Annotated in this window: 25 protein-coding genes; 5 read left to right on the forward strand and 20 right to left on the reverse strand. The window is 40.5% G+C overall.

From position 1 onward, the window contains the following. Nucleotides 1-103 precede the first annotated feature (103 nt). From ACNORC_RS07855 to ACNORC_RS07885, 7 genes are all read right to left on the reverse strand, one after another. A complete protein-coding gene (locus ACNORC_RS07855) occupies nt 104-607 on the reverse strand; it encodes an Imm63 family immunity protein (RefSeq protein ID WP_418335070.1) in 504 nt (167 codons plus the stop codon). Between the two features lie 89 nt (nt 608-696). Continuing rightward, nucleotides 697-1,179 carry a hypothetical protein gene (locus tag ACNORC_RS07860; protein WP_418335071.1) on the reverse strand — a complete coding sequence of 161 codons (483 nt, stop codon included), beginning with the start codon at nt 1,177-1,179 and terminating at the stop codon, nt 697-699. Between the two features lie 137 nt (nt 1,180-1,316). After that, nucleotides 1,317-1,916, reverse strand: a complete 600-nt coding sequence (locus tag ACNORC_RS07865; RefSeq protein WP_418335072.1) for an imm11 family protein — start codon at nt 1,914-1,916, stop codon at nt 1,317-1,319. Nucleotides 1,917-2,090: 174 nt separating this feature from the next. Further along, entirely contained in the window at nt 2,091-2,912 is an 822-nt protein-coding gene (locus tag ACNORC_RS07870; RefSeq protein WP_418335073.1) for a DUF5694 domain-containing protein, read from the reverse strand. A gap of 211 nt (nt 2,913-3,123) precedes the next feature. Then, the gene (locus tag ACNORC_RS07875) at nt 3,124-3,576 is read right to left on the reverse strand and encodes a WapI family immunity protein (RefSeq protein ID WP_418335074.1); all 453 of its coding nucleotides are present in this window, start codon (nt 3,574-3,576) and stop codon (nt 3,124-3,126) included. Nucleotides 3,577-3,735: 159 nt separating this feature from the next. After that, nucleotides 3,736-4,683, reverse strand: a complete 948-nt coding sequence (locus ACNORC_RS07880) for a hypothetical protein (protein WP_418335075.1) — start codon at nt 4,681-4,683, stop codon at nt 3,736-3,738. Between the two features lie 275 nt (nt 4,684-4,958). Then, nucleotides 4,959-5,894: a YceI family protein gene (locus ACNORC_RS07885; protein ID WP_418335076.1), complete on the reverse strand. Its 936-nt coding sequence runs from the start codon at nt 5,892-5,894 to the stop codon at nt 4,959-4,961. Nucleotides 5,895-6,711: 817 nt separating this feature from the next. Between ACNORC_RS07885 and ACNORC_RS07890 the strand changes: the two genes are divergently transcribed. From ACNORC_RS07890 to ACNORC_RS07905, 4 genes are all read left to right on the forward strand, one after another. Further along, nucleotides 6,712-7,242 (forward strand): hypothetical protein, encoded by a 531-nt coding sequence (locus tag ACNORC_RS07890; protein WP_418335077.1) that lies wholly within the window; start codon nt 6,712-6,714, stop codon nt 7,240-7,242. Nucleotides 7,243-7,731: 489 nt separating this feature from the next. After that, a complete protein-coding gene (locus tag ACNORC_RS07895) occupies nt 7,732-8,277 on the forward strand; it encodes a hypothetical protein (RefSeq protein WP_418335078.1) in 546 nt (181 codons plus the stop codon). Nucleotides 8,278-8,340: 63 nt separating this feature from the next. Next, nucleotides 8,341-8,847, forward strand: a complete 507-nt coding sequence (locus tag ACNORC_RS07900; protein ID WP_418335079.1) for a hypothetical protein — start codon at nt 8,341-8,343, stop codon at nt 8,845-8,847. A gap of 106 nt (nt 8,848-8,953) precedes the next feature. Next, nucleotides 8,954-9,481, forward strand: coding sequence for a hypothetical protein (locus ACNORC_RS07905; RefSeq protein WP_418335080.1), 528 nt, complete (start codon nt 8,954-8,956; stop codon nt 9,479-9,481). Nucleotides 9,482-9,751: 270 nt separating this feature from the next. Here the strand turns inward: ACNORC_RS07905 and bla are convergent, their stop codons facing one another. The 13 genes from bla to ACNORC_RS07970 form a co-directional block, all read right to left on the reverse strand. Beyond that, nucleotides 9,752-10,498: a subclass B1 metallo-beta-lactamase gene (gene bla, locus ACNORC_RS07910; RefSeq protein ID WP_418335081.1), complete on the reverse strand. Its 747-nt coding sequence runs from the start codon at nt 10,496-10,498 to the stop codon at nt 9,752-9,754. After that, nucleotides 10,473-11,624: an alpha/beta hydrolase-fold protein gene (locus tag ACNORC_RS07915; protein ID WP_418335082.1), complete on the reverse strand. Its 1,152-nt coding sequence runs from the start codon at nt 11,622-11,624 to the stop codon at nt 10,473-10,475. The genes bla and ACNORC_RS07915 overlap by 26 nt, the downstream gene beginning before the upstream one ends. A 201-nt stretch (nt 11,625-11,825) precedes the next feature. Further along, nucleotides 11,826-12,623, reverse strand: coding sequence for a DUF6090 family protein (locus tag ACNORC_RS07920; RefSeq protein ID WP_418335083.1), 798 nt, complete (start codon nt 12,621-12,623; stop codon nt 11,826-11,828). A gap of 135 nt (nt 12,624-12,758) precedes the next feature. Next, the gene (locus tag ACNORC_RS07925) at nt 12,759-14,000 is read right to left on the reverse strand and encodes a DUF6090 family protein (RefSeq protein ID WP_418335084.1); all 1,242 of its coding nucleotides are present in this window, start codon (nt 13,998-14,000) and stop codon (nt 12,759-12,761) included. A gap of 259 nt (nt 14,001-14,259) precedes the next feature. Beyond that, entirely contained in the window at nt 14,260-14,883 is a 624-nt protein-coding gene (locus tag ACNORC_RS07930) for a hypothetical protein (protein ID WP_418335085.1), read from the reverse strand. Between the two features lie 30 nt (nt 14,884-14,913). Further along, the gene (locus ACNORC_RS07935) at nt 14,914-15,255 is read right to left on the reverse strand and encodes a hypothetical protein (protein WP_418335086.1); all 342 of its coding nucleotides are present in this window, start codon (nt 15,253-15,255) and stop codon (nt 14,914-14,916) included. Nucleotides 15,256-15,359: 104 nt separating this feature from the next. After that, entirely contained in the window at nt 15,360-16,826 is a 1,467-nt protein-coding gene (locus tag ACNORC_RS07940; RefSeq protein ID WP_418335087.1) for a serine hydrolase, read from the reverse strand. A 119-nt stretch (nt 16,827-16,945) separates the two neighbouring features. Then, nucleotides 16,946-17,995, reverse strand: coding sequence for an ACR3 family arsenite efflux transporter (arsB, locus tag ACNORC_RS07945; RefSeq protein WP_418335088.1), 1,050 nt, complete (start codon nt 17,993-17,995; stop codon nt 16,946-16,948). After that, nucleotides 17,995-18,612 (reverse strand): arsenate-mycothiol transferase ArsC, encoded by a 618-nt coding sequence (locus tag ACNORC_RS07950; protein ID WP_418335089.1) that lies wholly within the window; start codon nt 18,610-18,612, stop codon nt 17,995-17,997. Before ACNORC_RS07950 ends, arsB begins: the two co-directional genes overlap by 1 nt. A gap of 14 nt (nt 18,613-18,626) precedes the next feature. Next, complete coding sequence (locus tag ACNORC_RS07955; RefSeq protein ID WP_418335090.1) at nt 18,627-19,643, reverse strand: DUF3471 domain-containing protein; 1,017 nt, start codon at nt 19,641-19,643, stop codon at nt 18,627-18,629. A gap of 61 nt (nt 19,644-19,704) precedes the next feature. Then, complete coding sequence (locus tag ACNORC_RS07960) at nt 19,705-20,127, reverse strand: hypothetical protein (RefSeq protein WP_418335091.1); 423 nt, start codon at nt 20,125-20,127, stop codon at nt 19,705-19,707. 161 nt (nt 20,128-20,288) lie between these two features. Then, on the reverse strand, nt 20,289-20,864 hold the full coding sequence (locus ACNORC_RS07965) for a GNAT family N-acetyltransferase (protein ID WP_418335092.1): 576 nt from the start codon (nt 20,862-20,864) through the stop codon (nt 20,289-20,291). A gap of 11 nt (nt 20,865-20,875) precedes the next feature. Further along, a complete protein-coding gene (locus ACNORC_RS07970) occupies nt 20,876-22,114 on the reverse strand; it encodes an MDR family MFS transporter (RefSeq protein WP_418335093.1) in 1,239 nt (412 codons plus the stop codon). A gap of 397 nt (nt 22,115-22,511) precedes the next feature. On the opposite strand from ACNORC_RS07970, the gene ACNORC_RS07975 reads away from it, so the two are divergent. Beyond that, on the forward strand, nt 22,512-23,294 hold the full coding sequence (locus ACNORC_RS07975) for a hypothetical protein (protein ID WP_418335094.1): 783 nt from the start codon (nt 22,512-22,514) through the stop codon (nt 23,292-23,294). Nucleotides 23,295-23,402: the final 108 nt, after the last annotated feature.

Here is a 23,402-nt window from a genome sequence, read left to right on the forward strand (position 1 = left end):
AAAACTTCATTCCATTTTTTATAATCATGTCTACCGACGTTTCGTATAGAAACAGTGCGAGCCGGAGAGCCGATTGTCCGCAGATAAGTACAGCTCCATAATTTTATGGCTCAGGATATTTGTGATACGCTTTTTGGCTAATTTCATCCTCATTGAACCCTAGTTTTCTTAAATGTCTGCAGTAATTTGCTCTTATTGAAGCAAAATCATCAAAGGGACTTTCCAATAATATTTCACTGTGCTTTTTAGCCGTTTTCTCTCCCCATATTTTATTAAGGATAATCATTAATTGCATCTGTTTATCAAATGCTATTCTCCTGCAATCTTGTTCTTCTCTTCGGTTTCTTAATTCATAATCAAAAGCCATTGAAGTCGTTATATCGTCAAATATCCAATAAAGAATTTCGTCAAAATCAGTTGTCACTTTGTCAAATAAGATTTGTCCCCGTTCTTTTGCGGTATAATGAAGATCATTTGTGTAATCTTTAAAGATGTATGGCTTTTCATCATTATGAGAAGATCCGAAAATCGGTTTGAGCCTTTCTGGGACTGAGATTTTTTTCGCAAGTCTGTTGAATTCCCTTTCTAGTAATTGGATTTTGCTCATTTTCTTAAATATGCACAACGGCGCCTATAACCGTCAGTTACGGTTTTTAAGTTAATGTTTTTCGATTCTAAATTATTTTAGCCAGTTTTTTATTCATCTTCTGGTCGTAAGCTTTGATAGCCACTGCCTTTTTTAATCTCCATTAAGACATCTTCCTTCAGATTTTCAGATGTCAGTACTACATCTTTATTCAAAGTTTCTGCAATCTCTTTTAAATATCCGATTACATTTAGGTGATCATTCTCTGTTTTTACTTCCCGTGGTTCAATGTCATTTTCTATTTCTTTCTCCGTGAAGAAATAGCACTTAACCTTTACATTTCCCAAGTTTATTGTAGCATTATTAGTGTCAGGGAATTTTTCTCGATCGTCCCAAAATTCAAACACTGTATCGATGTTGATTCGAGTTGTCTTTTTTCGGGACAATCCGTCATAGAATTCAACATCATAATTTTTATTGACCAGTTTACACCAACTTTCCCAATCCGTTCTGTCAGTTTTGGAAATATAAATATCCCTTAAAGATCCATCTTCGAAATAAATATCTTCCTTGAGACTTTTCCAGTTATTCATTTTTTTTGTTTGTGGCTAACGTACAGGCTTTCACAAGTGGCGTGTAGGGAAGATTGCACTTTCAGTTGAACCGGCTGTTTCTTATGGAAATAAATGTAGGAAAATAGTTTGGATACTTGGTTTTAGGTGTTTGCCTTTTAAGCAGTCCTTACTTGCTCGAATTCTACTCCAGTTAATTTGTTTTTTAGTATATCTTCTTTAACAGTTTTATCAATGTATAAACCACTTGGGATTCTCCAAAAATCAAGTGAGTCTGGTTTATGGAAAATAGCATAATTCCTGATCTTTTTTAAGGAGAAACAGGGGTTTATAATGTGATCTGTTCCTTTGACATACATAGTTCTTTTCTCATCCAACACATCTAATTTTTTTTCAAATCTCGGAATGTAATAAATCCGCTTTTCCGTTCCATTGTTAATTACTGCTGAAATCCATTTAAGATGTTCGTTACCTTTCAAATTTCTATTTATAAGATCCCTAAGTTTTTCTGACACCAAATACCAGGCAAGACTATTTGGTTGTAAATCGAGCCAGATTGTGTTCAATCCTGAGAGGTCACTTTTTATCAATCCGTTTGTACCAACCGAAATTTTGACTAAATTCAATTCGAACGGTAATTTATCAGCTTCATCAAGTTCTGGAATCAATTGATGTGATAGTTTGGTATTATCTGGTGCAAATGCACTGGCCACTTCAGGATAATTTTTGGTGGTTAGAAAGTAAAAATTCGGTGTCATTTGTTTGTCAAATGTTCGTTTCTCAGGCTTTCATCCAACCTTCCCGGTTAAGGCATGTTTAGCGGACTTGGGAAACATGATCTGTCGGTTATGTTATCTTCTTAAAAGTAGTCAAAAATGACATTTTTGGAAGACCTCCCGCAATTTGTTTGTTAACCGCTGTAGCCTACTGTTTTATTGAAGGAAACTATTTGTATTCACTAATTCATATTCAGGAGAACTGTCAAATAATATGTTGAGTATATTCATATGACCTGAACCATAGATAACAAGAATTTTATCATTTGGATTTATATCGATCCTTTGAATATTTCTGAAGATTTTCAGGTTTCTATTAAACCAGCGACCAGTTTCAAAATTAACTCCAAAGAAATCTCCTTCGTTACTTTCGTATTTAAATGGTCCAATTAAATAATTACCTAAGCTTTTTCTAATATTTTCAGGATCGTTTATTTTACTTAGTTCAGCCAGAATGCCTTCTTTCTGAAAGACATTCTTTGGACTATATTTTAAATGGGAATCCGTATTTTCTTTAAAATAATTATTGAACTTCTTCTGTTCTACCGGATCTTTTCCTGAAAATACCTTATCAACTTGTTGATTGAATTCCCCCCATTCATCAACACAATACAGCTTTTTAATTCCAATTTTCTTTGCTAACCTAAATCCAATTTGTTGTGATTCTTCTCTCTTTAAGTCATATTCTCCATTTAAATATGAGTTGAATAATGAATCAATAAACTTTTGTTTTGAAGTTTTATGCTCAATAATTATGATAGTAGGTTGGAATTTTTCAAGTTTCTGTACTATCAATTCAATTTCTTCTTGATATCCAGGTTCGAGTACATCAATTTGCCCCGATTTTTCTGTTTGGACGACATCATTATTTGGGAAATTAAAATGAAATGTACCTAATGTCAGGACTTCTGTTTTGTTTGTTTGAGCGTTAAATTGAAATGTAAATAACAGGGTGAAGAGTAGAGGGTGAATTTTCATTATTGTTTTTAATAATAACAATACATCTTTTGATATGTTACACTTTAAAATAAATGTGTACCCAACGCTCCCGCTTAACAATAGTGGCTTAAAGGGAAGATTGCACTTTCAGTTGAACCGACTGTTTCTTATGGAAATGAATGCAGGAAAATAGTTCTCAAAAAAGCCATTTTTGGATAGCCATAGCTATCGCCTGTGTTTTTAGCCGGTGCTATTTTTGACTGGCAGAAACGGGGAAAGTCTGAATTACTTTTTCAAGCTGGTTTACAATTTGCGGAATAAAGGTCTGGTCGAACTCCAATTCAAAATCAAGAGAATTACCTGTTCCAGGACTATCCATAACTTTACATTGAGCTTCAAAGTGTCCGAGACCGTCACCTTTTATCTTGATATCAATCTGTTCTTCTACAGTGCTAAAAATGGCAATTCCATCCATCTTTTCATAAAGTGCAGAAAGCTGTTCTTTAAAAATCTGAAAATCTGAGATCATTAAATCACATGCAAATTGTCCGGAAAAACCTCCAGCTTTGAGAGATACATTGGATTTTACCCACCTGTGATCCCAGTCGTCTTTGGCGTGAGGATGAGCAAGTCTTATTACCTCAATTCTTAGAAAGTCTCCACCTTCTTTTAGTTCAAAAAATATGATTTCTTTCTGAGTCATTACAGTAACGCTAACGGGTCGTTTATAATTAGTGCCGAAAAGGGGCGTGAGTATTTTCTACTGACGCACCTGATTTTGCAAAAGGAGCTGAATTTCCGATTAGGAAATTCAACTCGCAATTGATTAAACACCGTGTTGGCTAAAGTTACAAATTCTCGACTATTCCGTAATCTCAAATGTCTTCAGCAAATTTTTATCCGCCGCCATTGGTACTTCGGAAATCAGGGCGTATTTACCAGGTTGGATATTTGCCTTAAAATAGGCCTTGGTCCCGGCAGGAGCTTCATTCACACCCCCAAGAAAGGTTAAGCCATTGGGGGCAGGCTCGATGAGTCCTTTAGGATCACGCCAGTCCATCCATGCCTCTAAAACATTTATGTCGGTATCTTTGTCCAACTTAACGAGATTAACGTCGTGCCCAACCCAATTCTCATAAGATTTTTGATCAATGAAATTCACAGAAAAAGTATAATTGCCGGCTTTGGTGGGTGGGTCAAATACAATTCCTGATTCACCGGAAATATCGATGGAAACATCGGCTACAGGTTCTTCCAGGTTAGACTGCGCCTCTGAAACCACCAGCTTTTTGATCATACCCATATTAGTATGGGGCAATCCCGTATTCATTTTGACATAACATTCAATAAAATAAGTACCCGGCTCGAGTTTGAGGATGGTTTCTGCCGTATTCCCCGGGGATATCATACCCACACCGCCAGGCCACTTGACTTCGCTAAACCACTGTGGTATTCTGTTGAACTGATTAAATGCTTCTTCCGTTTTTCCTTCATTCATTAGATTAGCCCAATCACTAAATGGGGCAAGTATCCTTTCTCTTATAGTATCAAGTGTTTTTCCTTCGGGGTAGTCATCGATAAGGATAAAGTGGGTTTGAGTCGATTTGTTATGGTACCTCCATGTTACCCATCCGGAAGGGATCGTATCGGGCATTTGGAACTCCATAGTCTCGGTGGTGATGTCGACTACGTCAGTGGGTTTGGCATTTGCTTCCTTAACTTCTTGTAGAGCATCTTCCTGTTGATTTTTATCAGACTTGCAGGAATGCACGAAAGATAAAGCTACTACCGACAATATCAAGGGTAGCAAGGTTGATTTTTGGATTTTCATAATATTGGTTTTTGGTTAGTGGTTGTTTTAAAGAACTTTATCATTAAAGAATTGATTGTATTTCTAAATATATAATAATTAATCAATTACGTATTTTGTTCTTTAGAATATCGCGTGGTGAAATTATGAAGCGCAACGGTCCCGGTTATCGCGTCGGAAGCATCGGTAGGCGGGACGTGATCCAGAACCATCGCGACTACCCTTAGTTTCAAGATAACCGTGAATTTTGAGGTAACTAAACTAATTAAGGATCATTAACTTTTGGCTAGAATAAAATCAAAGTTGACTGTTACTTCGTCTCCAACTTTTATAGTTCCAAGTAACATGACAGGCGGCTCCATACCAAAGTCTGTCATCTTTAATTTTTTGGAAACTGTCAGGTGCAAATCGCCATTTGGTAATTTTTTTCCAACTGCCGATATAGGAACCGATTTACTCACTCCGGCCATGCTCAATGTGCCATTGGTATCCATTTGAACAGCCTGGGAATCATTTGTTTTTACCGCGGCATTATTGAACGAATAAGTGATGTAAGGATATTTATCTGAATTAAAGGTTTCATAAGTTTTTTTATCCATTTTATCTCCTTTTTCACTTATTATACCCTTCACAGTAATTTTAATTTCTGCGTCTTTTACCAGGGTGACCACTTCGTCTTCTAATTCAAATGTACCCTTGCCTTCAATTTTAGTAATATTGGATTCCCACTCGTGCAAGGAGGAAGTGCCCTGAACTGTTGCCTTTACAGATTTCATAGTAAAGGCGGCATTCACCGGTGCTTCCGGCTTTTCAACAACTTTATCTTGAGGTTTATCAACAATTACTGGTGTCGGCTTATCATTCTCAACCGGTTTAGGCGATTCGACAGTTGTTTCTGGCTTAGCGACAACTGGTGATTCAGGCTTTTCTGTTGTTGTTTTTTTATCAATAACTGGTGATTTAGGTTTTTCTGTTTTTATTTCTTTCTCAGCAACTATTGGTTCAGGTTCATCGATGTTTGTTTCTAAACTGTCAATATCCTTTACATCAGAACTATCTATATACTGTTCTACTTGAGATGGGACTTCTGAAGTAGAGGAGTTTATTTGAGTTTCTGGTTGGGTGTCATCCGTTTTAGGATTTTTGCATTGTACGAAGACCGTAGTAATTACCATACAAAAGGCAATTAGTAATAAAGAATATTTTTTCATGATGGTTATTTAGATTGATTAATTACAAAGGTTGAATTGGTTATTTCTCCTTTAAATTTGAAGCTTTATCTTTTTAGTGATTTAGGTAAATTCTAATTTTAGAACCTATCAATGTTTGCCAGCGGTCCCGGCTATCCCCTGAGGGAAGGCAGGGACTTGGGGAACGTAAATGTTCGGTTAAGTAATTATTTTAAAGGTAGTCAAAAATGGCATTTTTGAGAGGTATTCCGCTATTTAATCGTTAACCGATGGCGGCAAACTTTTTAGCTCTACAAACAACTACAACCGAACAAATCAATTTCTTCATACCACAAATAAATTAGTTCATCCTTTTCATTAACTAAAATTAATGCTCTGGACGGAGTATCTAATTCATTATTTATCGGGAATGTATCTGCAAATGCAAAAAACAAATTATTCGTGCCTTTAACTCTTGCAAAAGTTTTGCGTTTGTCAGTTATTTTCCCCTGAAAACAGCAGGTTTTCCAAGTCTTTATAAATCTATAAAAATTAATCGTCAGGGTCATGAGGAAAACCATACTGCTGCTTTTTTACTCTGAAATTTTTGTTGGTAAAACGACCTCTTAATCTACCGGTTTCCTGTTTCTAACATACCAACTGAACTCGCTTTAGAACCTTCTCTTGAGCTGTAACTGCCTAATTATTAAGCTTTTATTGTTGTTTTAGGTTTTTAAATTGTGTAATTTTATAAATCCCCTTATTCCTCACCCGGGGACGGAGAAGGAATTCCCCTTTTTTACATGGCTCCAAAGTTTTCTGAATACAATTCATTTCGTATAACTAAAATTATTGTGCTATGAAAACTCTTACAAATACAGTAGTAATGAGCTGCCTGCTCCTTTTTATGATGGGGTGCAGTTCAGATGATGACGCCGGCCCAGCTCAAGACCCCTTCGTGGAACCCGCTGTTTTAGGAACAGTGACCTTCGAGGATGATCCGGAAGTGCAATACAACCTTCACCAGGGGATCCTGAGAATACCTGTTGTGAGATCAGAAGAATGGGTGCTACAGGTTGCCACAAAGAACTGGATGTCCAGGGAAGACGGAATAGAGGTAAGCTTTTCTTTCAATTCCTTTTCAGAAGATGAATTAGAGATGGGATCCTATACCGTTAAAGAAGAAGCAGATATGCCCGGCACAGTGGAAGTATATGGCAGTGCCGGAGGGAATGTGTTTGCTGCCCTTCACGGAACTGTAGTTGTTTCAATGGAAAATAATATTTATACCATAACCTGGGAAACCACCGGAAGTTTCTGGGGTGGTGATGAAACCGGCAGCAGTGGCCAATACTCGGGAGTTTTAGCGCATATCATTCCCAACTATTAATACATAATAAGGAACGGGAGGAGGTTGGATCAATGGTCCTAAACCTCCTCCTGTTTTTTTTGGGTGAATTTCTTAGCCGATCCTTTTGAAGATCGCTCCATTCTGTCCTTATATACTCCTCGAAACTAAAGGATCCTACCCGCTTTTTCCCTAGAATATTCTGTGAAGTATTCCGGGGAAAAGTTGTTATAATATTAATGAAAACCGGGAGGGTCAAGGATCGGAAATTTCTGAAAATGTGTTAAGCAAACATTGGTTTTTTTGGTCAATGCCTGAATTTCTGTGCCTGAAAGCCTGTTAAAAAAGTGAAAAATATTTTCTGAAGCTCTATCTGTAGAAATTAACCATAACTAACTGAAATATTGTGAGTTATGTTTATTTTGATGAAAAGGGAATAGCTTAAATTTATTTATACCAAATCTAATCTACTGCGGTAATTGCCCGGGAAGCATCCTGCTGATTGTTATACACTACTAAAACATGTGTGCTATGAAAACAACTACAACTCTTTTGGTTGCGATGGGCTGTTTCCTCCTGTTCTCTACAGGTTGCAGTTCTGATGACGACGCTATGGTAACTATGCCCCCTACCAATGACGAACCAACTGTTTACGGAAGCGTGACCATCGATGGTTCATTAATACCGTTGAAGGATTATGTGCTTCATCAGGGGCAGTTAAAGTATTCCTATACCAGTGAGTATACCGTGCTAAAACTCTACACCAGGGACTGGGCTTCCAGGGAAAACGGCGTATTGATCACTTTTTCCTTTAGCTCACCTATCCTAATCGATCTTGAGATGGGGACCTATGTTATAAGTGATGGTGCGCATTCTGATGGGACAGTGGATATACAGCAGCTTTTTTACCCTAACAAACCATTTTTTGATCTCGACGGGGGAACCGTGAATATTTCTAGAACTAACGACATCTACACAATTACCTGGGAAGTCTCAGGATATTTCCTGAATGAGGGTGAGGCAACAATTTCAGGGCATTACACCGGTCCTGTAGTGCACATTTATCCTGCCTGGTGAGCTTCAGGATAGGCAAAAGACATGAATTCTCCATTCTACAACTAACTTTTTAAATATATCACCATGAGAACAAAGGTATTTTTTATGAGCTTTATTATGCTGTTTCTTACAGCCTGCAGCTCAGATGACGAAGCTCCTGTGGTTAATCAGGATCCATACGTGCCACCTCCAATTTTGGGAATCGTAGAGGTAGGGGGTGATGAATTCAAATTAAATATGGGAACAATTGGCCTATGGGAAGAGCATTATTGGGTGGTAAGTCTGGAGACATTGAACTGGATGAGCCGGGATGATGGCGCCCACGTTGACTTCGTTTTCTATTCCTCTGATGACCAGAGATTAGAATCGGGTACTTATGCTGTAGATCCCGAATTGGAGTCCCCCTTGACGGTAATTGTATTGGAGCAATTCCCAGCAGGATATTTTGATACTGTTAACGGGGATGTAACCGTGGCAGAAGACAACGGTATTTATACAATAAGTTGGAAGGTTAGAGGGTATTTCTGGGGAGGAGGATTTTTGTATACGAGCAGCGGTAACTTTATTGGCCATCTCCTTCCAGGACCGTAATGGGTTCTTAGGGATTTAAGCTATGGTGAAATGGTGAACGGACTATTTTAAATGAATAACAGGTTCCCAGTTCTGTTTAAGGCAATGAATTTTAAAGTTTAAGACTATGAAAACAAAAGTATTTTTAATGAGCTTTTTTATGCTGTTTCTTACAGCCTGCAGCTCAGATGACGAAGCTAATCCAGTAGCTCAGGATCCCTTTGTAAAACCAACTGTCTTGGGAACAGTAACTTTACCGGGAGGTCAGGTAGATACCTATTACCTTCACCAGGGGACTCTGAAAATACCTGTTGAAACTACAGACGAGTGGGTGTTACAATTAGCCACCAAAAATTGGATGTCCAGGGAAGACGGAATAGAAGTAATTTTTACTTTTAATTCCCTTTCTGAAAGTGAACTGGAAATTGGAAGCTATACTGTCAAAGAAGAAGCAAAAACTCCGGGTACGGTAGAAGTTTTTAGCGAAACTTTACCATTTTTCTATATCGGGACTCACGGTACTGTAATTCTGTCGAAAACTAATGATACCTATACAATTACCTGGGAAACTTTTGGATGGATTTGGGGGTCAGGGACAACTTTAAATGACGGTCAATATTCCGGCCCTTTGACACCTATTGTACCTTCCAATTAGAAAAGGTCGGTGTAGGAAAAGGTTTTTTACTTATGTACCTCTTCCTGTATTTGAATTTATTCCGTATGAAGTGGGAGTCGGGTGAATTACCTCCATTAATAATAGGCAACTCATTGGCTTTTCACCTGACCTCTCAGGAAGTAAAACTATTCCAGGAGGGGACATTACACCGGGACTTTAGAAATTATTGCTCCCGGTAATTAAGTTTTTTATAGTATAGGTGGAAGTTTCCTGGTCTAAAATTAACGGGGTAGTTCATAATAGATTTCTTTATTCAAATAGGTCTAAGGTATAATCCAGTAATTGAGCATCTCCGGGTTTCCCATGCCCCGGGATCACTAGTTCGACTTCAGGATAAGCGTTTTTGATCTTTTGCACAGTTTGAGACCATTCCAGTGGGCTGGCATCGGCGAGGTTACCTTTGCCGGCCCCTATTTCTTTTATAAGACAGCCTCCAAATAGCACATTCTGAGAGGGAATATAAGCCACAACATTATCTGCTGTATGGCCTTTTCCAAAATGCTTTATAAGAGTGTTCTCATCTCCGCAGCTTAGTTGCAGCTCACTTTTGAATTTGTGCTGTGGTAAAACCTCTCCCTTTTCGGCAGCCAATTTAACCGTAAGTTCATGGGCATAAGAGGCGATACCTCTTTCATGGAATACCGCCAGCCCGCCAAGGCAATCAATATGGAAATGGGTGACCACCACCGCCTTTATTTTTTGATCCTTCTCTTTTTCGATCCAATCAATCAGCTCTTCGCTGGCCTGCGAATTTACCGGGGTGTCGAAAACGATCGTCTCCTTTCCATCAAAATAGATCATTCCGTTGCAGGGAACATCTCCAAAATTTTCAGTTTTAAGAAACGAAATATGCTGAAATACGTTCTCCCTTATCTTTTCGATCTTCAGGTTTTTAGTATCATAGATCTGTCCCGCGCAAGAGAAAGAAATCAAACAGCTAATAAGAAAGGAGATAGCGGAAAGTAATTGGTTACCACCCATTTTTGGATCTTGCATTTTTAATAGCTTCAAGCAATTCATTTTTGTTTTCCAGGTCTTTATCAATGGTATTTAATAACACTTCCGCTTTATTGAGATGTTGTTTTGCCTTTTGTGCATTTTTACTGATCAACTGTTCATAAAGCGATAAATGAAATCCGTAGAAATTAGGAAAAAATTCTATGCCGAGTTCATACACCTTTCTGGCATATTCCTTATAACCGTTATAAGAATACCTGGAGGCGATTCCATATAGATCTGCTATTTCAGGAGGATAAGGTTGATCATTGATCTTGGACAGCGATAATAGTTTCGTCATCTCGGCCTCAAGGGAATCAGGTTGTTCAATCAAGAGGTATTCTTCATCTACTTCGGCAATTTTTGAGTATCTACCTTTGAATCCGCTGAAGAATTCTGTCAAAAACCATGGGTTTGCGACTATGGGTACAGCATTGTGAGCAGAATTATCTGCTTCGAATGTGTTGACATTCATAAAAAATTCAGGGAATTCTGTTTTTAACCTGTTATAGTTCTTTCTGTGGTAATGATCTTTATCCGGTGAGATTCCACCAACCGACAAATATATTTTCTCCTGGTCTTGTTGAGTGCTTTTATTAAGTTCTTCCAGAAGTTTGTCCATTTGATCCAGGGGAGAATGGGCGAACACAGCCGAATAATGTTCAGGCTCATGAAGAAAAGAATAGAGTGAGAAGGAGGCCGAAAAAGAATGACCTATAAGAACTCTCAGGTCACCATGATTGTATCTTTCCAATTCATGTTTTAATTCCTGAGTAATAAATTTGTGAAGGGGAAGTTCCATTTTCAAGTCCCCGATTTCACATTCTTTTCTTCTATCCAAAAGCGGTATTACTACTACCAGTGCATTAGGGATCTCATGTGTATTTTGTAAATATTCAATGTCTGAAAGTATTGGGTTCACGAACCACTCGTGCTGGCCGTCTAACAGGTAGACTACGGGCATTTTCAAAGTGTCTGATTTGTACTTATAAATATCAGGCTTATGTATATAAACCGTTCTTGTTTGGTCAAAGACCGGGGAAAAAAAACTTAGGGTATCAATGGATTGAGCAGGGCTGATGGCTACGGAAAACAGAATAAGAAAAAGGCTGAAATTAAATTTCATTTTTTGGTAATGGTTATTGATTAGGTATTTGTTTTTAATGAGACGCGAAAGTTACATAATTCCTAAAAAAACGATTAAAAAGTGGAGGGGGAAGGCTCCTTTTTAAAGGGGTGATCCTCTTGTGCAGGCATTTTCATGTCTGGCAGAAGGGCGTACCCGAAGATGATTCAGCAGAAGGTTATCCAGTTTTTAGAGGGGGAGTTAAACCACTGCCTCTAACTCTTTGATCAATTTTTCCTGAATTTTTTTGACCTGTTTCATGAATTCAATCTTAGCTTCCAGGTTGCTGATGTGCACCCGTAATTTCTCTTTTAGGTTCTCCACTTTAGTAATATCCTGTACAGCTTTTTTTGCTGCTTTTTCATCCAGAAATATGGTACAGTCTTTTGGAAGCATTACTTCATAAGTGTCTCTTATTTTAAAATATTTATCTCCACACTCCTTTCTGATCTTATCCTGGATTGGGTCTGCCATTTTGCTTCTTAATGCTTCGCGGTAATCATTTAAAAGTGCCATGGTATTAGATACTGCCCAGTCATATTCGTAATACCTTATTAAGGATGTTTTAAGTGGGGTATTCTTTAGAAGGTTAATTTGACCTGAAGAAATTAATTCCAGATAAGTTGATTTTACCGCAGCAGGAGTTTGTAACTGACTGGACTGGTACAAGTGAACAAGACTATTCACAGGATCCTTTAGGGCCTGATCTGGTTTCTCCAGAATTACCACGGCTTTTTTAGCATGGGAATGAACGGTGAGTGAATAGTTGAGTGTGGCCTGTAAAATGGCCTTATCTTCCTGTAGATCATCTATTAGACGTAGAAGGTATTCCTGTTTTAGATTATTGTTGATCCGGGCTTTATTCCAGTTGTTGATCTGTAGAGCCAGCAAGATCCCGATCACCACCAGTACAATCTCACCTATTGCATACTTCAGATACCCAATAAAACGGTTCTGTCGTATGAGACGCATTCTTAACCTGTGAAAGAAACTAGGCATAAATCAGCTTTTTTAGGCTCCTTCTGAAGTAGGGAAGTTTAATAGCTTCAGAAAATATGACTGATGTTACTTAAAGATAAAAAAAACAATTTTTACAGAAGAAGCAATTCCTTATCCATAGCCTTCGAAACGATCTTATTCTTCTAAGAACCTGATGTTCCTGACGTAAAATGTCACTCCATTGGGGTCTAAAGTGACAAAACCGGCCAATTGATGTAAGATCTTGAGATCGGCTGTGGGAAAATTTTTCCGGAGATCAAATCGATAGGTTTTCCAGTTCTTAGACAATTTTAAATCGGCTCTTGATTCTGTTCCGTCATCCGGATCATATTTGTCCTTTAGCGCCAAAGCCAACTCTTCGTTTCCTTCCTCACCTTTAAGTTCAAGTTCAATGCTTTGGTATTCCCTAAAATCTTTACTGGCCCTTACGTTCTGCCCCAGGGAATCAACTACCAACATAGCCGCTGCCCATTCCAGGTTTGGACTTATACTGAACTTTAACCGGTCTTCCTGACCTTCGAGCTTCACTTTCTCAAAACCCTGATTAGAGGCTCCGAAAAAGGTGACAGATCGCGGAATGATACCATTGATGACCACCTCTTCTTCGCCAATGTCTGAGAAGCCGGAATTATACAATTCAACTGAACGCATGATCTCAGGTGAAGCCTCCAGGGTATTCCCGTCTATAAGGGAAATTATACTTCTGCCGAGGAAATTCAATTCCAATAAAAGAGGCCGAAAGGGATTATAACTGAACATCGCCACTGCAGAATCATAAATGCGGGAATTTAATTTATCCAGATACTTGTCACGTACCGAAGGAAAATAGGTGCTGTCCTGCATCATTTTGTAACTGACCTCTGCTGAAATTCCCCATTCATTGATCTGTTCTTCTTTTACGAGGTTCTCAAAGAGTTCCAGATCTCTTTCGTTCCACTTTTTGATCTTTTCCACCAGGTCATAATAATTGAACAATAGAACTTCCATATCAGTTCCCTGGAGTTTACCTATATAGCCGGTGGATTTAAGGGTTTCAAAACCGTAAGAATTGGGGTTGAAAGCTTCAATCGCCGCAATGGTATTGAGGTGATCTTCTGTAAGCCTGTAATCATTGTAGGTAAAATCAGATTTGGAACGAAGCTGCCAGAATCTCGGGGTGTTAGCTGCGAGTTGGTCCAGCACAAAATTTAGATTATTGGCTTGTTCGAGATCTGTTTTTACATTTGACCGTATGTTTTGTAAATACCCCCACAATTCTTCATTTTCGATGCGCTTTTGATTGGCATTGTTGATCTGCAGGGCTATAAGGATCCCTATTACCACCAGGAGAATTTCTCCCACCGCATATTTCAAATACCTGGAAGTTTTATTTTCCATAAGAAGAGACTTTCTAATATACCGGAAGATTGAGATCATAGGATTTTTTCTTCTGAATTAACTTCCCTGATTGACCTTCCTGACCAGACTCTAAACCGAGGAGCAGGACGGTCCAATTTTAAAAAACTAGTGGGGGGGGATGTACAGATCAAACCCTTAAAGAGGAACTGAACGTGGTCTAAACAATTTTAAATATAGCTAAAAATCAGGTGGTTATATAGATGTTGTGCAGAAAATGGAATTTTGAAGAAAAGCATTTCTACCGCAATAGTTTGCGTTCATTTATGACATTCGAAAACTTCAGAGGTAGATCTTTAGTACGTTGGGTATCCAAAAATTCAATTTTTTCAGCCTTTCCCAGCCATTCGATCACATAATCAAATTCATGAAAAGTGCGTTCTTTTCTGCCGGTAAGGCTAAAATCCGATTTTCCATTAATGCGGAAACGTACGGGTTGACCGGGTATTAATTCACACAGCTTGTGATCCTGTCGTTGTGGAAAACCAATAGTTCCGGAATTGGATTCGTAGTCGAGGTGCAGGTCATAACGGTCTTCAGCAGATTTCTTCAGCTTAAAAAGCTCAAAGGACCTCTTTAGGTAAAGATCCTGATGAAAGATTGTCCTAAAGGCTTTGCGGGATTCCTGTAACCAGCTGTCTCCGGGTATATCATGCGCCAGAAGATCCTGGATGATCAAAAGGTCAGGTGAAGTTGATCCGGGTTTTTGTTTTGAAAGTGGCAGGTACACTGTCTCTTCTTTTAAAAAACCTGTAGTTGAACTTATTTGTACCGGCAGATCATTTAAATGTTTCCGGTTTTGAGGCGTATACGTCTCTTTGGTGAACAGTTCCTTATACTTAAAGATCTGGATTACATCGGTCATTGTCGGGCAGATTTCGGCTTCAAGTTAAGCTTATTTTATAAATACCCGAAGCAATACCAGCACCACCCCGACCAAAAAAATAGAGGTGAAAATTACTTTGTTATGCCGGGCGACCCAGTTGGGCAGAAAGATGTCAAAATTATCCTTTTCAGAAGCAGAGTATTTCCGCGCTATCAGGGTAAGAGGACAAAACATTTTGAAGATCAATAAAACTAATCCTTCTGCCAGCACAAGGCCGATCGCGACCCAGGTAAAGGGGGTGATCTCATTGACAACTCCCGAGTAGACCACGTAGAAAATGATGGCAACAAAGAAGGCCCATACCACGGTATGCAGTAGTTTAATGATGAGAAGTTTTTGAGCGTTCTTCACTTTTGGTCCTTATGAGTGATCCTAAATTTTCATTCTTTGCCAGTAATTTGGCACAAAAAAACCTTCCGAAGGGAAGGTTTAAAAATAAGAAAATCGAGTCAAATTTATTGACCTTCAATCTGTTTGAGCATTTGTTTTCCGTTGTCGTTATCGGGATTCAATTCAAGCGATCTTTTGTAGTTTGTGACCGCCTTTTCTTTTTGCCCGGCATTCATATAAGCTTCTCCCAGGCTGTCATACACATTCCAGGATTTAGGGAATTCTTCCACATTAATTTTAAAGACTGCTATAGCCTCGTCCACTTTGCCATTCTGCAACAATTGATAGCCTATCCGGTTCATTTCGGCCTCATTTAAAGAGTACGAATCATCTGCCTTAAGTTCTTTGAACTTCTTCATACCGGCCTCAACACCTTTTTCCCTGAATACCGGAAGAACATTCATGGCCAGCGACCTTTTTGGAAGCTCGTAATCTTCCCCGTGTAAAATATCGTTGATGCTCTTAGTCATTTCCCGAAGTTTTGTGCCCCCGGTGTTATTAAGCAGCACCACGAGATCGTCCCCTTCAGGGAATCTTGCAATTAAAGTGTTGAACCCATTTATACCACCACCATGAGCGATCACCTTCACACTGTCTTTGGTGTCGCCAACAGGAAGATCCGTCATCATCCAACCGTAGCCATAGTAGCCTTCTCCGTCTTTGATCTGCGGAGAGAACATCAGTTTTTTAGATTCTTCGGAAAGTATCTTGTTTTCATATAGGGCACGATCCCATTTATATAAGTCTTCTACTGTAGAATACAAGGAGCCGGCGGCATAGGGGAGGGACATATCCAGGTATGGTGCGTTGACATACCCGTTACCGTTCTTCTCATATCCCGATGCCCTGTTCTTAAGTATGTTGGCATGGTGATCATACCCCGTGTTATTCATGTTCAGGGGATCAAAGATCCTTTCCTGCAGTGCCTGCTCATAAGATTTGCCGGTGACTTTCTCAATGATGTACCCCAGCAGGAAATAACCGGAGTTGTTATATTCAAACTTCTCTCCCGGTGCGAACTGCAGGGTGGAGTCGGCAAAGGTCTTTACGAATTCCTTCGGACTGTAGGGATCACGGCTGTACTCCTGGAAAAATCCGGGGAAGGAAGTGTAACTTGGAATACCCGAACTGTGGGTGAGTAAATGATGTATGGTCACTTTATCTGCAGCCGGGCCCTTATAATCGGGAAGGTAAGTGGAAATGGGTTTGTCAAGTTCAAGTTTCCCTTCTTGCACGAGTTGCATAATAAGGGTAGCAGTGAACTGTTTGGTAATGGAACCCAACCTGTGTTTGGTCTCGGCCTTGTTTGGGATGTCATATTCCATATTGGCCATTCCAAAGCCTTTAGATAGAATGATCTTTCCATCTTCGGCCACCAGTGCAGAGCCATTGAACTGGCCATACTCCTGATATTTATTAAGCAGCTCTTCTATTTTTTGAGCTTTGGTCTGGGCAAAAATTCCGGAGAGATAGAAAAATGCCCCCACAAAAAGTACGGTGATCTTTAAAGATCTTGATGTGTAATTCATCATATTGAGTGATTGATTGGTTACAAACTGAATTAGAGGGGCTTGTCTAATTTAGTGTAAAATATTTTAATATAAGGAATAACAAACTTCTGTCCCGGACGGCACCTGAAGGAGAAGTTGATTTAGACCTTAATCCTTCCGTAGTATTTGTCTTTCAGCCAGAAAGAGACTCGTACCAGGAAGATCAGAGCAGGCACTTCCACCAGAGGGCCAATAACCCCGGTAAATGCCTGGCCGGAGTTAAGTCCGAAGACGCCAATAGCCACGGCAATAGCCAGTTCAAAATTGTTTCCCGCTGCAGTAAAAGCCACTGATGCTGTCTTGTCATATTCAGCTCCCATGGCTTTAGAAAAGAAAAAACCAATTAAGAACATCAGGGTAAAATAGATCAACAGGGGTACAGCGATGAGGAGCACATCCAATGGTATCTGCACGATCAATTCACCTTTTAGGGAGAACATTACCACGATAGTGAACAGCAAAGCGATCAGGGTAAGCGGGGAAATGGCAGGAATAAAAGTGTTTTTGTACCAGGCTTCTCCCTTTAATCTTACCAGGATGAGTCGGCTGAGGATCCCTGCCGCAAATGGAATTCCCAGGTAAATGGCAACGCTTTCGGCAATGGTCGCAATGGAAATTTCTACTATGGCACCTTCAAAACCAAAATAGGGGGGCAGGACCGTAATAAAGATCCAGGCATAAAAACTATAGGCAAAGACCTGGAAAATGCTGTTGAGGGCTACAAGGCCGGCGCCGTATTCGCTGCTGCCATCGGCCAGGTCGTTCCATACCAGCACCATGGCGATACAGCGTGCCAGGCCTATCAGGATCAGTCCTACCATATATTCAGGATGATCCTGCAGAAAAATAATGGCCAATATGAACATTAGAACAGGGCCAATGATCCAGTTAAGGATGAGGGAGATAGCAAGTATCCTGGTATTGCGGAATACTTTAGGTAGCAGGGCGTAATTGACCTTAGCCAGGGGAGGATACATCATCAAGATAAGCCCGATGGCGATTGGCAGGTTCGTGCTTCCGCTGCTGTAGGAATTTATCAGCTCCGGTATGGCAGGAAAGGCGTATCCTAATCCTACTCCAATGATCATCGCGGCAAAGATCCACAGGGTGAGATTCTTGTCGAGAAAGCCTAATTTCTTTTTTTGGTTCATCAAGGTCTTATTCGGCTAAAAACATACATAAGTTCAGTGGCGATCTGATTACTGCGCTCCAGGTACATTTCGGCCTGCTGTGGCATAGCATCGAACTTCTTCGGATCCTCATAAGTGAGGGGAATCCTGATTTCGGCGCCCGTTACCACCGGGCAGGCTTCATCGGCTTCAGAACAGGTCATTACCGCAGCAAAGGCCGTTCGCGGATTAAAAGGATCATCCACTTTTTTGGAAAAGCCTATCACGGGGTGCCGGTCTTCGGAATATTTGATCGCGTAAACAGGATTATTTCCTTGGGAAAGATTCTGAACCTGAAATCCTGATTTCTTCAAGGTCTCTAATACCGCCGCGTAAAGTGCGGTAGCTTCAGTACCCCCGGAATAGCAAACCACGTTCATGATCTGAAAATGATGAGCCAGCGTCTGGGCCCAGACCTGTGAAAGGTGGCTTCTGCGGGAATTATGGGTGCAGATGAAATTCAGTTTGATCTCCTCATTTTTCCGGACCTTCTCCTGAAGGTATTGAATAAGGGACTGCAAAATTTCCTTTCTTTCTGCAGGTATGCCTTCAGGCTCTAAGCCTGAGAGAAAGCTTTGGATTTCAAGATATACGGCCATGGCGCGCTTGAAACTTACTTCTTCGGTATGGAATTACCTTCTAAAAATCCGTCCAGCAGTACCGCCGAAGCAACAGTCCCTGTGGAATCCTTTTCAAACCTGATGGCCGCTTCACTATTGTCCATAAAGAACTGGTTCTCTGACTGGGGTTTTAAATGAATTTTTTGAGGTCCCATCATTAAGAAAAGGCTGTCTTTTTCTGAAATGACTTCAAGCTCTGCCCCCGGGCCCAACTCATAAGTGCCGGCATAGGTGTTTAGAAGGGAAGGGGAGACTTCAATCTCCTTCCGCAGCAGGGGTAGTTGATACCCTTCCCGCTTCCACAGCTGCTCAATACTATTTGCCATTTCAGCGGCAACAGGATGCCTGCGATTACTGAGCACCAGGACGGTTAGATCGTTATTCTTTCTTATCGCATAACTAAACCCACCTGCCTCGAGGTATCCATCCTGAATAAGCTTGTCATCAGCTATTTCTGCAAGGATCTTCCCGAGGTCTTTTGCTGTTGTCCAAAGCTGTTTTTCGCCGGTGGGAGTTACAGGTTGGATTTCAGGTCCGTTAGGTCCTATGCTGTGAACATATCCCGTGGCGGCATTTTTGGGAGCCGTGTCCTGTAAAAATGTGTTTTGCAGCTCAAGTTCCTTTATTAGAACGGTAAGTGCCTTTTCTGATTCAACCGCTAAAGAATCGGCCATTTTTTTATTCTGAATTTGCTTTCCGGAATCGTGCAGCATAAAATTAGAAACAGGTCCCAATGAAAAGGTGGTCTCTTCAGAAAAACTTCTATTCTTCTCATACTCTGCCATTCCAAAGAATTCTGTGTATACCACTTCTCCGTCTTCAGCCACGAGGATACTTCCGCTGAATCTCCCCAGTTCGTTGTACCGGTCTCCCAATTCATCTATTTTCTGCGGATTCAAAGCTTCCGAAGAAACAACGGTGGAAGAAGTACTTACTGAAGACTTCTCTTCTTTACAGGATAAAAGTGTGAGGGCGGCAAGGCCAAGGCCCAGAAAGGTAGTTTTTCGCATAGTTGGTTTTTTAGGGGACTAAAACTACGGAAAATCTAATTTTTAACCATTTAAAAAGCCATTAAACAGCAGCAAGCAGCAACAGGAACATGCTTAGAGCGATCAATAAAGAGATGCTCAATGGCTTTAACCAGCTTTTCCCGATATATTCCCGGTCCCGGCCAATGTGCCTGTTCCAGAAATATTCGTTTAGGATTGCCGCTCCAATAACATTGGCTATGAAGGTATAACTTGGCTGCAGGCTTAAGAGCTGGATCACAACGCCGGTAGCGATGAGGTAGAGAACACCAAATATGAGCACCTGTATGGCCGCGCTCCTTTTACCGAGCGTGCGAAGGTTGATCATAAGCAGAACAGCTGAAAAAATGGTGGAGAACAACAGCGCGAACACGAGGATGATCGTCTTTGAATACAGCCGAGGCGGATTTTCCTGCGGACTTAAAGTTGTATTTTCTGTTCCTGAATTTTCCTGTAATTCTGACATTTTTAAGAGGGCTTTAAAGGCCGCAAATTTAGAACTTTTTTAAGGAAAATTCGGGGCTTCTCCGGTATAAAGGTTCTGGTAAAAAAAGGTCCACTTTCCAGGCCTTTTTCGAAAAGATCTTCAAAAATGCCATTTTTGGAACCTTATCATGTGGACAGGGTTCAGAAAGAGCCTTGCTCTATAAAGTCTTTTTTGAGTAAAGAATAGATCTCACTGTCCAGGTATTTTCCATTATAGAAATAGTTTTCCCTGAAGTACCCTTCCTTTTTAAAACCTAATTTCAGTAGAATGTTCCGGGAATTTTCGTTCCCAGGATTGATATTGGCTTCTAAACTGTGCAGGTTCAAATCATCAAATCCAAAAGTGATGAGCCTCAGCATGGCCTCCTTCATATATCCTTTCCCCCAATACTGAGGTTTTAGAGTGTAACCGATCTCTGCCCTTGAATTCTTCCGGTCAATTCTCCAAAATGAAAAATCGCCTATAAATTCTTTGGAAGATTTTTCTACCAGGCCCCAAAAAAGGCCTTTTTGAGAGTCATATCTCTGGAGACCTTCAGAAATGAATTTTTCAGAATCCTCCAGCGTCTTATGTTCATAAGAATCCATATAGGTCATTACCTTCTGGTCTGAACGGATGGCTTGTATGTCCGCTGCGTCTTCTAATTCTATTTTCCGAAGTATAAGCCGAGCGGTTTCAAACACCGGAAAATCGTAAAAATATTCTTCATTAATCATATTTGAAGATACTATTTCGACTGTGATAATTCCATTAAAGGAGTCCCATTTTCTTTTTTAACCATTGCCATGGTATACACAATTAGTCCGCAGGAAACCAGGCTTAGAAAGATCATAACATTCCAGGTAAGGGTATAGCCAAACTTATTGATCAATTGCATCCCTGAATTATGGCCAAAAATATGACCAATTGAAAAAGCAATACTATACAGGGCCATGTAAGAACCCTGTTTTCCTCCTTCGGCTCTTTTAAGTGCAAAGCTGTTTGAAAAAGGAAAGGCAATCATTTCCCCGAGACTTAAGAACAGCATTCCTACCACCAGGACGCCTGCCCATCCTGTGAGATTGATAAGCAGAAAACTTATGGCAACAAGAATACTTCCCGTTATGACATGGGCGAGGGGGGAACGGTTTTTTGCTTCCAGGTACTTGATGAGCGGCATCTCGAAAAGGAAGATCAAAAAGCCGTTCAATCCCAGGAGCACTCCTATTTCAAATTCGGTTAAAGCATGTATCCGGGCATAAAAGAGCGGCATGGTCGAAAAGTACTGAAGGAAAACAAAGCCAAATAAGACCATCGCTCCTAAAAAGACCAGGAACGGTTTGTCTTGCATAACAGCTTTTGGAAAGAGGGTGATCTCCTTCGGATTTTCAATGGCTTTTTTGGGATGTAAGAGCCATAGCAACAGAAACCCGGCTAAAACACAAGTTATCCCGTCTACCCAAAAAAGGCCACTGTAGCCGGCGCCGGCAATGATGAGACCTCCCAAAGCCGGACCTGCGGAAAACCCCAGGTTAATAGCAAGCCTGATTAGGGTAATAGAACGCGTCCTGTTTTCAGGTTTACTGTAGGCGTTTATCGCGACAAAAACCGCGGGTCGAAAGGCATCGGCTACCAACATGACCATGAAGATCCCGGCACAAATTCCCCAAAAAGAGGTGGGAAATTGTAAAAAGATAAAGAACACACCTGATACCATTAGGCTTAAGGTCATCGTCTTATAGTGACCGATCCTGTCCACCAATTTGCCGCCCAGCCAGGAACCGGCCACCGATCCTAGTCCGAAACAGCTGAGGATCCATCCAACTTCTTCCAGGGAAAAATTCCGGTTCTCGGTTAGGTAAAGCGAAAGAAAGGGAATAACCATGGTTCCCGCCCTGTTGATCAAGGTGATCAATGCCAGCAGCCAAACTTCCCGTCTAAGGTCCTGAAAGGAACCCACGTAAGCCGTATATGCTTTTTGTAACATTTTCTGAAAATAAAGGCCCGAAATTAATTTAAAATCCCGTTGCCTGTATGAACTTAAAGAAGTTTTATGAAAAACAGTTCAAACTACTTTTTTGAAGCAACAACTGTTGGGGTCCTCCTGTTCATGATCTGAATAAGGATGTTTGAGGAATGTTACTTCTTAGTAGGCACAGGGTCTTTAGGTCCAGCCAATGAGTTTAAGGTTAAATACCAAGGAATCCTTTGGCATTTTCATAGAGAATCATGTGTTTTTCTTCTTCGGTAAGAAAGTCGATATCTCTATTCTTTTGTGAACTTTTGTAACTATAACCGGGGTTAATTTTGTAACTTACTGATAGTCAATTATTAACGCGGTATCGCCTGTATTTGTTAAGGGGGTGCGAAAAAATCATTAATGTATGAAAACACTTACCGGAAACCGAAAAGAAAGAGTTGACCTCTTGACCACGAACCGAAATGCCTGTAGACCACAAGGCATTAAACAAGCATTCTTAACTGCCATTGCTTTCATTGGTCTGGCGATGTTAATGGGATGCTCAAGTGATCCAATTATTGAGGAAGAGGTGTCTTATGACGCAGAAGCTCAATTCGAAGCAGCAGCGATGAGCTCTCATGGGAATGGCCTTGTTAAGCAGACATTCCCTTCCGGAGATAATCCCGGCCCGCCACTTTACGCCTCAGGCTTGAGCCTTGGTATGACAGATTTTGGAGCAACCCGAACCGATGGGGAGTGGGTGGTTATCACCTTCGTGCGTGAACCAACCTGTGACGCACTACCAGGTGACTACAATCTCCTTTCAGCGCCCAACATCCCGGCTGTTTTTATGTGTCCCCTTACCATAGAAGGCACGGTTTGGTTGCGCGATCCATCAAATCCATTAAATCCTGTCAAGGCCCAACACCGCGGACTTGGTTCTGTACCTATTTATTTTGTAGGACTATCTGAGTTTGAGACGGCAGTTATGGATGGTGTATTGACAATTGAAGACCTGAATGACTTTTCATCACTTCTAATTGGTTACGCCAGTTATCAAATGGATGTGATACAATTTCCTCAAAACGGCCGGCCTGGAATGCACAGCATTGTTTCTCGTGGAGAATTGCAAGACGGTCGTTCGTTTGAGCATAACAGTGTTGTGGTGGGTAATGAGAATGTACATACCACGATCCTGTTCAAATGATTCAAAACCTGATGCTTTGAACACAAATGTTCCAGGTGGAGACCTATCTTAATTTTTGAGAATTTTCAACCTGGCTTTAGGAACAAAGGGGGGAGAACCTCCCCCAAG

The organism is Salinimicrobium soli, from assembly GCF_048323655.1.
Taxonomy (GTDB): domain Bacteria; phylum Bacteroidota; class Bacteroidia; order Flavobacteriales; family Flavobacteriaceae; genus Salinimicrobium; species Salinimicrobium soli.